The 11851-nt window shown below is 45.5% G+C and carries 11 protein-coding genes; 4 read left to right on the top strand and 7 right to left on the bottom strand.

Annotated elements, in window-relative coordinates:
* Positions 1-35: 35 nt before the first annotated feature.
* The gene (gene fadE / locus R7D93_RS11240) at positions 36-2480 is read right to left on the bottom strand and encodes an acyl-CoA dehydrogenase FadE (protein ID WP_225496586.1); all 2445 of its coding nucleotides are present in this window, start codon (positions 2478-2480) and stop codon (positions 36-38) included.
* 376 nt (positions 2481-2856) lie between these two features.
* On the opposite strand from fadE, the gene lpcA reads away from it, so the two are divergent.
* Both lpcA and R7D93_RS11230 read left to right on the top strand, forming a co-directional pair.
* The gene (gene lpcA / locus R7D93_RS11235; protein ID WP_005380392.1) at positions 2857-3432 is read left to right on the top strand and encodes a D-sedoheptulose 7-phosphate isomerase; all 576 of its coding nucleotides are present in this window, start codon (positions 2857-2859) and stop codon (positions 3430-3432) included.
* A gap of 51 nt (positions 3433-3483) precedes the next feature.
* Positions 3484-4329: a class II glutamine amidotransferase gene (locus tag R7D93_RS11230; protein WP_005380394.1), complete on the top strand. Its 846-nt coding sequence runs from the start codon at positions 3484-3486 to the stop codon at positions 4327-4329.
* A gap of 389 nt (positions 4330-4718) precedes the next feature.
* Here the strand turns inward: R7D93_RS11230 and purN are convergent, their stop codons facing one another.
* Positions 4719-5375: a phosphoribosylglycinamide formyltransferase gene (gene purN, locus R7D93_RS11225; RefSeq protein WP_225496584.1), complete on the bottom strand. Its 657-nt coding sequence runs from the start codon at positions 5373-5375 to the stop codon at positions 4719-4721.
* 151 nt (positions 5376-5526) lie between these two features.
* Complete coding sequence (purM, locus tag R7D93_RS11220; RefSeq protein ID WP_005389861.1) at positions 5527-6567, bottom strand: phosphoribosylformylglycinamidine cyclo-ligase; 1041 nt, start codon at positions 6565-6567, stop codon at positions 5527-5529.
* Between the two features lie 179 nt (positions 6568-6746).
* Here purM and upp point away from each other — a divergent pair, with 179 nt between their 5' ends.
* Entirely contained in the window at positions 6747-7373 is a 627-nt protein-coding gene (upp, locus tag R7D93_RS11215; RefSeq protein WP_005380401.1) for a uracil phosphoribosyltransferase, read from the top strand.
* Positions 7374-7489: 116 nt separating this feature from the next.
* On the opposite strand, the gene R7D93_RS11210 is transcribed toward upp, so the two are convergent.
* Entirely contained in the window at positions 7490-8743 is a 1254-nt protein-coding gene (locus R7D93_RS11210) for a uracil-xanthine permease family protein (RefSeq protein WP_225496582.1), read from the bottom strand.
* Positions 8744-9108: 365 nt separating this feature from the next.
* Between R7D93_RS11210 and R7D93_RS11205 the strand changes: the two genes are divergently transcribed.
* Positions 9109-10317, top strand: a complete 1209-nt coding sequence (locus tag R7D93_RS11205; RefSeq protein WP_033907510.1) for a DUF2066 domain-containing protein — start codon at positions 9109-9111, stop codon at positions 10315-10317.
* A gap of 140 nt (positions 10318-10457) precedes the next feature.
* Here the strand turns inward: R7D93_RS11205 and R7D93_RS11200 are convergent, their stop codons facing one another.
* The 3 genes from R7D93_RS11200 to arsC are packed head-to-tail and all read right to left on the bottom strand — an operon-like array spanning position 10458 to position 11841.
* The gene (locus R7D93_RS11200; protein WP_005380407.1) at positions 10458-10898 is read right to left on the bottom strand and encodes a DUF2069 domain-containing protein; all 441 of its coding nucleotides are present in this window, start codon (positions 10896-10898) and stop codon (positions 10458-10460) included.
* 22 nt (positions 10899-10920) lie between these two features.
* Positions 10921-11490, bottom strand: coding sequence for an NAD(P)H:quinone oxidoreductase (gene wrbA, locus R7D93_RS11195; RefSeq protein WP_005380409.1), 570 nt, complete (start codon positions 11488-11490; stop codon positions 10921-10923).
* The gene (gene arsC, locus R7D93_RS11190) at positions 11491-11841 is read right to left on the bottom strand and encodes an arsenate reductase (glutaredoxin) (protein ID WP_005380410.1); all 351 of its coding nucleotides are present in this window, start codon (positions 11839-11841) and stop codon (positions 11491-11493) included.
* Positions 11842-11851: the final 10 nt, after the last annotated feature.

The raw sequence follows: 11851 nt of genomic DNA, 5'->3' as shown, positions 1-11851 counted from the left end.
GCTGATACTCCCGTTTGTGGTCTCAGATTCTAGAGTTACGCGACACTATCCATCTGAGGGTATAGCGGCTTTGCGGCAAGCAGTTCCGGCTCAAAATCGTCAACGTTGATTGTATCTAGACGATGCTGTTCCGCTTCTCTGAGTAGATCGGCTTCTTCTTGCGTGATAAAGCCTTGCTCTAGCCCTTCCTGAGCAATCATATCCAAACGTAAGAATGGGCGACGCTTACCTTGCGCTTTACATACTTTGTCAAACACAGGTTCAGCTTGAAGAATGACTGACAGCGCAAGCTCAATCTTACCTGCTGCGTTGTGCTCGGTTGGTTCAAGGTATTGACCGCGACCAATGCGCGAGCGCGTTGCACTTGGCGTTTGTAGAATACGAGCGACTTTGCTGTCTAGCTTGTCGCTTGGTGCTTTACGTACGCGGCCAAATGGCATGATTAACACGCGCAGTGCACGACCAATCACTTTGTTCGGGAAGTTCGCTAGGAACTCATCAACTGCCGCTTCAGTTTGCTTCAAGCTGTCTTGCAAGCCCCACTGTACTAATGGCAAATCTTCAACAGGACGGCCATCTTGCTCAAAGCGTTTCAACGTCGCAGAGCTCAAATATAGCTGGCTTAGAATGTCACCAAGACGCGCTGATAGACGCTCTTTACGCTTCAAAGAGCCACCTAGCACTGCCATTGAGATATCCGATAGCAGAGCAAGGTTTGCACTGTAACGGTTCAATTGTTGGTAGTAACGCTTGGTTGCATCTTTGGTTGGTGATGAAGAGCCCAGACCATCGCTCAAACCAAACCAGATACTGCGCACTAGGTTACTCATTGTAAAGCTCACGTGACCAGCAAGCGCTTTGTCAAATTTCTCGACAGCATTACTTGCTTCAGAATACGCCGCGTTCATTTCTTCAAGAACGTACGGATGGCAACGGATTGCGCCTTGGCCAAAGATGATCATTGAGCGTGTTAGAATGTTAGCACCCTCAACCGTTACCGCGATTGGCGCACCTTGGTAACCACGAGCTAGGAAGTTAGAAGGTCCCATACAGATACCTTTACCGCCTACGATGTCCATTGCATCGATGATGCTTTGCTGGCCGCGGTGCGTACAGTGATACTTCACGATAGCTGAGATTACTGATGGCTTTTCACCTAAGTCGATACCCGCAACGGTTAAGTTGCTTGCTGCATCCATCACGTAAGCATTACCACCCAAGCGTGCTAATGGTTCTTCAACTCCTTCCATATGGCCGATCGGCTGTTTGAACTGACGGCGAATACGTGAGTAAGCACCGGTTGCCATTGCCGCAGTTTTGATGCCACCTGTTGAGTTTGAAGGTAGCGTGATACCACGTCCAACCGACAGACACTCAACCAGCATACGCCAACCTTGGCCCGCCATTTTTTCGCCACCGATAATGAAATCGATAGGAACAAAGATGTCTTTACCGCGCGTTGGACCATTTTGGAATGGCACATTGAGTGGGAAGTGTCGGTTACCAATCTCAACACCTTTGACATCAGTTGGGATAAGCGCACAAGTGATGCCAAGATCTTCTTTGTCGCCTAGCAAACCTTCAGGATCGCGAAGTTTGAATGCTAAGCCTAGTACCGTTGCGACTGGCGCTAGGGTGATGTAGCGCTTGTTCCAAGTCAGGCGCATACCCAGTACTTCTTTTCCTTCCCATTCGCCTTTACAGACCACACCGTAATCTGGAATAGATCCAGCGTCAGAACCCGCTTCTGGACTTGTTAGGGCGAAACAAGGGATTTCCTTACCTTCAGCTAGACGCGGTAAGTAATGATTTTTCTGATCTTCAGTACCGTAGTGTTGCAGTAGCTCACCTGGGCCCAAAGAGTTAGGAACACCAACGGTAGACGATAGAACGCCAGAAACACCCGTTAGTTTTTGTAGTACTAGTGATTGCGCGTATGCTGAGAATTCCAGACCACCGTACTTTTTCTTAATGATCATGGCGAAGAACTTATGATCTTTCAGGTATTGCCAAACTTCTGGCGGTAAGTCCGCGAGTTCATGGGTCACTTGGAAATCACTCACCATGGCGCACACTTCATTCACAGGGCCGTCTAAAAAGGCTTGTTCTTCCGCACTTAACTTAGGTGCTTGAATTGCGTGTAGCTTTTGCCACTCTGGTTTGCCTTTAAATAGTTCGGCTTCCCACCAGACGGTACCTGCGTCTAACGCTTCTTTTTCGGTTTGAGACATAGCTGGCAGCACTTTCTTGAAAAGTACTAACGCTTTGCGGCTAATTAAAGACTGACGTACGCCAGGAACCGCGAGCACAGCTGCGGCGAGAACGTAAATAGCCCAACCAATAACGCCGACAGTACCAGCTACTGTAAGAGCCAGCATGGCTGCGGTGAGTAAGCTAATAGATTTCACGAGAGACATGCGGTGGTAGAGCGTAATGCCTAGCACGATCGCCATCGTGATGATTGAGAGCAAGATGTCCATATGTATTTTCCTTTTCAGACTTTATAAGTTTTGTACGTCTGTATGTTAGGTAAGAGGTCTAACCAGTTGGTTTAAGTGTAATCAAAATATTAAGGAAATGTAAAACATAAGATTGGATAAAAAGTGATCTAAGTAGAGTTAAAATTCTAAAGTTGAGATTTGAGTGATGGTTTCATGAGCAAGTTGACAAGTTTATTACCATCACTAATCTAAATCTGTTGGTTCACTATCGACACTAATTCTCGTTTGTGGGTAAACTCAGAGTAATCAAACCCGAGTTCAGGTTTATGAAATGTCCGATACCAAATTGGTATCAGAACAATTTGCTCAGTGAGTCAAGAGCTGACTGAAGCCGAAATAATAAAGAGAACGTCTTATGTACCATGATCTGATTAGAAGTGAATTAAACGAAGCTGCTGAAGTGCTCAACAAATTTTTAAGCGATGACCATAACATTGCGCAAATCGAAGCAGCGGCGAAAATGATTGCTGACTCATTCAAGCAAGATGGTAAAGTATTGTCATGTGGTAACGGTGGTTCTCACTGTGATTCAATGCACTTTGCCGAAGAGCTAACAGGCCGTTACCGAGAAAATCGTCCTGGCTATGCTGGTATTGCTATTTCAGATCCAAGCCACCTTTCTTGTGTGAGTAATGACTTTGGTTATGACTTCGTGTTTTCACGCTATGTAGAAGCGGTTGGTCGAAAAGGTGACGTACTGTTTGGTCTGTCGACGTCAGGTAACTCAGGTAACATCCTGAAAGCGATTGAAGCAGCACAAGCGAAAGGCATGAAGACGATTGCGCTAACAGGCAAAGATGGCGGCAAAATGGCAGGCCTTGCAGATATTGAAATTCGCGTGCCACACTTTGGTTATGCAGACCGCATTCAGGAAATTCATATTAAGATTATTCATATCATCATCCAGTTGATTGAAAAAGAGATGGAATAATCGTTTTACGGCCACCGTTTCGAGCTGTGTTGTTAGGGAGTTTTTTAAACCATGTGTGAATTGCTCGGTATGAGCGCCAATGTTCCAACAGATATTTGTTTCAGTTTTACTGGGCTCATGCAGCGTGGAGGTCGAACTGGCCCACACCGTGACGGATGGGGGATCACCTTCTACGAAGGGAAGGGCTTTCGAACCTTCAAAGATCCCAAGCCAAGTTGTGAGTCTAAAATAGCAGAGTTGGTACAAAATTATCCCATCAAAAGTCGTGCGGTCGTTAGTCATATCCGACAGGCGAATCGTGGTGGTGTTAATTTAGAAAATACTCATCCCTTTACACGTGAGCTGTGGGGTAGGTATTGGACGTTTGCGCATAACGGTCAACTCTCTGGCTATCAAGACTTGCATACAGGTCGACATCGACCTGTCGGTGAAACAGATAGTGAACTGGCATTTTGCTGGTTATTGAAGCAAATGGAAGATCGATATCCTGAGCCACCAAAGGATATGGAGTCGGTATTCTTATATGTTGCTAAATGTTGTGATGAGCTAAGAGAGAAGGGTGTATTTAACATGCTTCTGAGTGATGGTGAGTATGTAATGACGTATTGCACCAATCATTTGTATTGGATCACAAGACGCGCACCGTTTGGAAAAGCTGCTTTGCTTGATGAAGATGTGGAAATTAACTTCCAAGAAGAAACCACGCCACATGACATCGTTTCTGTGATCGCAACTCAACCTTTGACGGGCAACGAAGCTTGGCAGCGTATGAAACCTGGCGAATACGGCTTGTTTCACCTAGGTGAACTAGTCAAAAATAATGCCTCTGAACTGGTAAATGTGCCTTTTGCGGCGGCTAAGCCGGGCAATCAAGCGCCAACCGAACCGTTAGAGTGATGGTCTCTTACTCTGAATATAAAAATAAAGCTCGCTTAATCGCGAGCTTTATTTTTATGCGTTTTAAACCGAGGGCGGATACGGATGAGCATTCTTACTTTCTAGAGTGCTGGTAGTAGAGTCCTAGTCTCGCTAAGGCTTGCTGTAAAGACGTAACTGATAGAAATTTCTCATAAAACACCTCGTCAGTCTGAACGGTGAAGAACGAACCAGATTCAGAATCTACTTTCCGAGTGTTATGTTACTCAAGTGGTTATGGGACTTTTTAGAATGTTGGGTTTTAGGTTTCTAGTCTCACCATGGTTTTCTTGAATCAGTTTTATATGTTTCAAAATAACAAAAGGCAGCTTTCAGGCTGCTCTTTTGTGTTTGGAATTTGGTATTCAGGACTACTCATCGGAGGCGTAGCCGTGTGCGCCAAGTTCTGCGCCATCTAAATAGGCTTTACCATCTTTCATGATCAACCGCTCGTCTACCAGCCACTTAGCCACCATAGGGTAGATTCGGTGCTCCTGCGCCTGAACACGTGCCGCAAGTACACTAGCATCATCGTCTTCGAACACAGGAACTTTTGCTTGCAGTATGACAGGGCCACCATCAAGCTCTTCCGTTACAAAGTGCACACTCGTACCATGTTCTTTATCGCCAGCATCAATTGCTCTCTGGTGTGTGTGTAGCCCAGGATATTTTGGTAGAAGAGAAGGGTGGATATTGATCATCTTACCCATGTAATGAGAAACAAATGCGCTGCTCAGAATGCGCATGTAACCAGCAAGAATAATCACGTCTGGTTGGTATTCATCTATTTGACTCATTAGCTCTGCATCAAAGCTTTCACGCGAGCTGAATGCTTTAGGGTCGACAAAGTGACCGTCCACATCAAACTTTTTTGCACGTTCTAAACCAAAAGCATCTGCTTTGTTAGAGAACACGGCTGCCACTCGTGCGTTTGGCATGCTGTCTTCGCAAGCTTCCAAGATAGCTTGCAGGTTACTTCCGTTACCCGAGATGAGGACCACAATGTTTTTTAGGGTATGGTTTTTCATGATGTCGAGAGCGCCTTGGTATTGTAGGTTGGAGTTATGTAGCTTCTAAACTACCTACTAATAGAATGGTTTTTAGTGTTCTAGATAGCAAAATGAGGACCTAGTCATCTAGTGTCCTCATTCTTCTTATCTTTTGAGCTCGATTTGCAAATTATTGGATTTCAACTTGCTCTTCGTTCGCGTCTGCTTGTGCGATTTGACCAATCACCCACGCGTTTTCGCCTTCTTCTTTAAGAAGAGCAACTGCTGCATCTGCCTGGTCTTTCGGTAGTGCGACGATTAGACCTACACCACAGTTGAATGTGCGGTACATTTCGTGTGTGTCGACGTTGCCTTTCTCTTGTAGCCACTTGAAGATAACTGGCCATTCCCAACTGTTACCATCGATAACTGCTTTCGTGCCTTCAGGCAGTACGCGTGGGATGTTTTCCCAGAAACCACCACCAGTGATATGAGAAATCGCATGGATGTCGTGTTTCTCAATCATCTTAAGTGCTGACTTGATGTAAATTTTTGTTGGTTCTAGTAGGTGCTCACCAATAGTGCGGCCTGCTAGCTCTTCGCTCTTATCTGCACCAGATACTTCTAGGATCTTACGGATAAGGGAGTAACCGTTTGAGTGTGGGCCGCTTGAGCCAACAGCGATAAGTGCATCACCAGCAGCGACTTTCGTGCCGTCAATCACGTCTTCTTTTTCTACTACGCCAACACAGAAACCAGCTACGTCGTAGTCTTCGCCTTCATACATGCCCGGCATCTCCGCAGTTTCGCCACCAATTAGGGCACAACCTGCTTGAACACACCCTTCTGCGATACCTGAAACAACATCCGCTGCGGTATCAACGTCTAGTTTGCCTGTTGCGTAGTAATCTAGGAAAAACAGTGGCTCTGCGCCTTGCACGATAAGATCATTTACACACATTGCCACTAGGTCGATGCCGATCGTGTCGTGCTTGTTCATATCCAGTGCTAGGCGAAGTTTTGTGCCAACGCCATCAGTACCGGAAACCAGTACAGGTTGTTTGTATTTAGTTGGCAATTCGCATAGCGCGCCAAAACCACCGATACCACCCATAACTTCAGGGCGACGAGTACGTTTTACCGCACCCTTAATACGATCCACAAGCGCGTTGCCTGCATCAATATCTACACCAGCGTCTTTATAGCTAAGAGAAGAGTTGTTACCACTCACAGGGAAGTCCTCGGTATTAAGTTGGATATGAAAACGGCGCTATTCTAACAGTGCTTAAACATAGATGGCAAACGTTTGCGTCTGTTTTTTTCTTTAGTGATTTATCCTGATATCCCTGTGAAAATCATGTATAATCTGAAGGTTTGTTTAAATATTGCCAACTATAGCCGGAGATGGACATGAAAGTTGTTGAAGTAAAGCACCCTCTAGTAAAACATAAAATTGGTCTAATGAGAGAAGGTGACATCAGCACAAAACGTTTTCGTGAGTTAGCGACTGAGGTCGGTAGCCTACTTACTTACGAAGCAACGTCAGACTTTGAAACAGAAAAAGTGACCATTGATGGTTGGAACGGTCCGGTAGAAGTAGACCAGATTAAAGGTAAAAAAGTAACCGTAGTGCCAATCCTACGTGCAGGTCTAGGCATGATGGATGGAGTTCTTGAGCACATGCCAAGCGCACGTATCAGTGTTGTGGGTATTTACCGTGATGAAGAAACGCTTGAGCCAGTTCCTTACTTCAACAAGCTTGCTTCAAACATCGAGGAGCGTATTGCGCTTGTTGTTGACCCAATGCTTGCAACAGGTGGTTCTATGATTGCTACGATCGATCTCCTAAAAGAGAAAGGTTGTAACCAAATCAAAGTGCTGGTACTTGTTGCTGCACCAGAAGGTATTGAAGCGCTAGAAAAAGCACACCCAGATGTTGAGCTATACACTGCGGCAATCGATGAGAAGCTTAATGACAAAGGCTACATCGTTCCGGGTCTAGGCGATGCAGGTGATAAGATCTTCGGTACTAAGTAATTCTTTGATGTATTACTATGACTGAACAGAAAAAGGCTTGGTGAAAACCAAGCCTTTTTTGTATCTACAAGAGGAGAAGAGTAAGACACGCCACCTAATAAAGCGGCGCAAACGAACTATTTCGCGCTTTCTTCTTCCATTTGTGCGTTATCCACAACGTGGTTTTCACCTAAATCGTTTGGTAGCACAAGGTTAAGAATAATTGCCACGATACCGCATAGGCTCACACCCTGTAGACTGAACTCACCAATACCGAAAGCCATACCACCAATGCCAAACACAAGTGTGACGGCAACAATCACTAGGTTACGAGACTTATGTAAATCAACGTTATTCTTGATCAGTGTGTTGAGGCCTACCGTTGCGATGGAGCCGAACAGCAGAATCATGATGCCGCCCATGACAGGAACTGGAATCGTTTGAAGAACCGCACCTAGCTTACCTACCAATGCAAGTACGATTGCGGTGATTGCTGCCCAAGTCATGATCACAGGGTTAAATGCTTTGGTTAGCATTACCGCTCCTGTTACTTCACTGTAAGTGGTGTTTGGTGGAGCACCCACCATCGAAGCTGCGATAGTTGCCACCCCGTCACCTGCGATTGTGCGGTGAAGGCCTGGTTTTTTCAGGTAGTTTTTACCTGTAACGTTTGAGATAGCAAGCATGTCACCTACGTGCTCAACCGCAGGTGCGATAGCGACAGGAATCATGAACAAAATTGCGTTGATATTGAACTCTGGCGCGGTGAAGTTTGGCATGGCTAGCCAAGCCGCTTGTTCTACGGGAGTGAAATCAACCACACCGTAGAATAGAGAAACAGAGTAACCAGCAAGAATACCACCAACAATAGGAACGAGCTTCAAAAAGCCTTTTGCAAAAACGCTAAGTACAATGGTTGTGAGCAGTGAGACCGCCGAGATAATGATCGCAGCATCACCATTAACTAGCTGTGCAGATCCATCACCAGTTTTACCTACCGCCATGTTCACTGCTGTTGGGGCAAGGCCAAGGCCGATAACCATGATCACAGGGCCAACGACAACAGGCGGGAGAATTTTATGGATAAATCCAACACCGCGCACTTTGATCATCGCCCCTAGAGCCACATAAACTAAGCCCGCTGCCATCAAGCCGCCCATCGTTGCACCGATACCCCAAGTTTGGATACCGAACATAATAGGAGCAATAAACGCAAAAGAAGAGGCAAGGAAGATGGGAACAGAACGTTTAGTCATTAATTGGAAGAGGAGAGTACCGACACCGGCACCAAAGAGGGCTACGTTTGGATCAAGGCCAGTTAGGAGCGGCACAAGCACCAAAGCACCAAAAGCGACAAAGAGCATTTGAGCGCCTTGTAACGCGTTTTTCATAATAATTCCCTATTTTCAAGATACGCAGACAAATCCGGCGAATACTATCATCTTGCAATCGTTTGCAATGTTGCATAGATCAAACTTTCGATTGAATTTTTCCCATAAATAGCACTTTTGAGAGTTGCTTGCTTGCAAATTGTCCTCTTTTACGTGTCTTGCGTGAAGATGAAAAATGGACAGCCTAACTTGTTGAGATAGCTTAATAAGCAATGAGTTTATTATAAAAAATAGCACTGAAGCGCTGGTTGAGGCCCGAGTTAACAAAGCTGGTCATAATACAGACAATTTACTCAGTACTTACCTTGCTCAAGATTTGATAGTTGCTTATTATTCGGGTTCTTGTTCAGAGGATTATAAAAACTATGCGCTATTTAGCTCTCTTACTGATAGGTTGGTTGTCCCTACCAGTATATGCATTAACTCAGGTGGATATCTATCGTGCCGAAGTGGTTATCGACAGTGAGCAGAACGACGGTGAGTCTTTGGCTCGTCAACAAGGTATGCAGGATGTGATTGTTCGAGCGACCGGTTCTCAATCCTCTTTAAGCAATCCAGTGATTAAAAAGGCACTTAGCTCAAGTGCGCGTTACATTTCTCAACTGAGCTATGGGCAGGTTGATGGAAAAGCGAGCTTAAAAATGTTGTTTAACAACGACCAAATCAGCTCTCTTTTAACACAAGCACAATTGCCATCTTGGTCGCCAAATCGTGCCAATATTTTAGTTTGGATGGTTGAAGAACAGGGTTACGATCGTAACATTGCGTGGGAACATTCTGAATCTTCAAATGTTGCAGCACTTCGTAGCGCAGCGAAACTAAGAGGCCTACCAATCACTATCCCGGTTGGGGATTTTGATGATGTAACCGGTGTTAATGTCTCTGATCTTTGGGGCGGCTTTATTGAGCCAATTGGTCAAGCTAGCCAGCGCTACCCAGCTGACGCCGTTTTGGTTGTACGAGCTCAAGGTGAACAAATTCGTTGGACACTCTACGACCAGTCGCCAACGAGAATTGTAGAGGCGCAACGTTCTCCGCGTAGCGGGTCTGCATCAGGTGCTAATGCTATTGCAGAAATGGTGGATGGCATCGCAGACTACTATGCAAGTAAGAGTGCAGTTGTGGTTTCAGGAAAGTCTTCAAAAGCGCTAGCAGTGAAAGTCCTTAATGTAACCTCTGCCACGGACTTCTTCCGTTTAGAGAATGCGCTAAAACAACTTAATTCGGTTGCGGGTACAGAGATTAAGCGTGTTCAAGGGGACGAGTTAACGCTCAACATCCACCTTTTGGCATCACAACAAGCTTTTGAGAAAGAAGCTTCTTCTATTTCTCAATTAATGGTTTTTGAAGATCCTTTAGGTGAAGTTGATGCCCCAGCTTCAACTCAAGAAGAAGAGCCATTGGTTCAGAGTAATGAAGCAAAAGACGCCGCGACGCCAAAAGAAGCGCAGCCTGAAGTACCAGTAAATGTTGTGGCAGAAGCAAGTGACGAAACACAGCCAACTCAGCCGATGATTGTGGAGCCTGTCCGAGAACAGTATGACTTGATCTACGAGTGGCGCTCGGCATCGTAATCGCCTTCGTAGCGTTCCAGGCGTGAAACGCAAGGATCAAAGACCAATGTGGTAAGCATAAAAAAGAGTCGCAATAGCGACTCTTTTTGTTTTCTAAATTCGTATTCGAACCAATGATCAGTGATTGACTGCAATTGGCGTTATTTATTGAATTTCGCTTTTTCTTCTTTTTCTACTTGAGAGAGGCGTTTCAACTTAAGACCTAGCTCTTTGCCTCTCGCTCTAGCAAACAAAATATTGCCAGCGAAACCGAGTGAAGTCAGTATCAGTTCCACTGCCGCAAGCCAGCGTTCACCCCCATCCACATAAAGGATGGTCAGCGCATGCAAGAAATACAGCATAAGAACAAAGTTAGCCCAAGCATGAGTGTAAGGCTTACCAGCTAAAATACCAGGTAACGGAAGTAGTAGCGGAATACACCAAGCAATAGCAAGTGTTGTGCTGCTGAGGTGAGGGTGAGGGGATAACGCAAGCTGCCAAATAGCGACCCAGGCTAATAAGGCTAAGTTGCCAAATAAAGCCAGGTAACGATAGGTTTTAGCCTGTGTACCGAGTGGTGTTTGGTCTAAAGAGTCAGACATCGATTAACTATCCTTGATTTTACTAACAGACTTTTAGTTTTAACGCTGCAGTTGCCAGCCTTTTGCCTAATTGTTGTGCCAGGCGAATCTCTTCACTGCTTAGGGTTGCCTCATGGCCTACACTGCTGGCGCCATACGGAGTGCCTCCGGACTGCGTAGTGTGTAACTCTGGCTCGGAATAAGGAATGCCCAAAACCATCATCCCGTGATGCAATAAAGGGGTCATCATGCTTTGTAACGTTGTTTCTTGACCACCATGCATTGAGGACGAAGAGGTAAAGACACAAGCAGGCTTATCGATTAAGTCACCACTGACCCATAAAGATGTAGTCTGATCCCAGAAGTGCTTTAAAGGCGCAGCCATGTTGCCAAACCAGACGGGACTGCCAAACGCTAGACCGTCGCACGTTTTTAGTTCCTCTAGAGTAACAATTGGATCAGAAGGGGAGTGTGAGTGAGGTGACAATTCTTCAACTGTACGCAAAATTGCTTGGCATTGAGGAGTCGATTCGACTCCTCTTGCTATTTGTCTTGCCAGTTGTTTTGTCGAGCCATGACGGCTGAAATACAAAATAAGGATCTGGCAATCCATTTATAAAATATCCAACACTTGCTCTGGTGGGCGACCAATTTTTGCTTTGCCGTTAGCAACGACAACCGGACGCTCAAACAACTTTGGATTTTTCGCCATAGCTTCGAATAATTGCTCATCGCTGACGGAGTCTTCGCCTAAGCCAAGCTCTTTATATTCACTTTCTTTAGTGCGCATCATTTCACGTACAGATGAAAAGCCAAGCTGGGCGTACAGCGCTTTTAGTTCATCCACGTTAAGTGGTGTGTCTAGGTATTTGACGACTTCCGGTGTAACACCATTTTGCTCAAGTAGTTCAAGTGTTTGACGGCTCTTTGAGCAACGAGGGTTGTGATAAATCACGACTGACATGGTTTTCTCC

It is taken from the genome of Vibrio sp. YT-15 (assembly GCF_033337445.1).
In the GTDB taxonomy this organism is placed as follows: domain Bacteria; phylum Pseudomonadota; class Gammaproteobacteria; order Enterobacterales; family Vibrionaceae; genus Vibrio; species Vibrio alginolyticus.
Note: the sequence above shows the minus strand (reverse complement) of the source record. Positions and strands in the feature narration are given on the sequence as shown.

What these genes read in the sequence shown, in the direction of transcription:
- wrbA (WP_005380409.1), bottom strand. Translation starts at nt 11,490, where the DNA reads ATGGATTGCCAGATCCTTATTTTGTATTTCAGCCGTCATGGCTCGACA.
- R7D93_RS11230 (WP_005380394.1), top strand. Translation starts at nt 3,484, where the DNA reads ATGTGTGAATTGCTCGGTATGAGCGCCAATGTTCCAACAGATATTTGT.
- R7D93_RS11205 (WP_033907510.1), top strand. Translation starts at nt 9,109, where the DNA reads ATGCGCTATTTAGCTCTCTTACTGATAGGTTGGTTGTCCCTACCAGTA.
- fadE (WP_225496586.1), bottom strand. Translation starts at nt 2,480, where the DNA reads ATGGACATCTTGCTCTCAATCATCACGATGGCGATCGTGCTAGGCATT.
- lpcA (WP_005380392.1), top strand. Translation starts at nt 2,857, where the DNA reads ATGTACCATGATCTGATTAGAAGTGAATTAAACGAAGCTGCTGAAGTG.
- arsC (WP_005380410.1), bottom strand. Translation starts at nt 11,841, where the DNA reads ATGTCAGTCGTGATTTATCACAACCCTCGTTGCTCAAAGAGCCGTCAA.
- upp (WP_005380401.1), top strand. Translation starts at nt 6,747, where the DNA reads ATGAAAGTTGTTGAAGTAAAGCACCCTCTAGTAAAACATAAAATTGGT.
- R7D93_RS11200 (WP_005380407.1), bottom strand. Translation starts at nt 10,898, where the DNA reads ATGTCTGACTCTTTAGACCAAACACCACTCGGTACACAGGCTAAAACC.
- purN (WP_225496584.1), bottom strand. Translation starts at nt 5,375, where the DNA reads ATGAAAAACCATACCCTAAAAAACATTGTGGTCCTCATCTCGGGTAAC.
- R7D93_RS11210 (WP_225496582.1), bottom strand. Translation starts at nt 8,743, where the DNA reads ATGAAAAACGCGTTACAAGGCGCTCAAATGCTCTTTGTCGCTTTTGGT.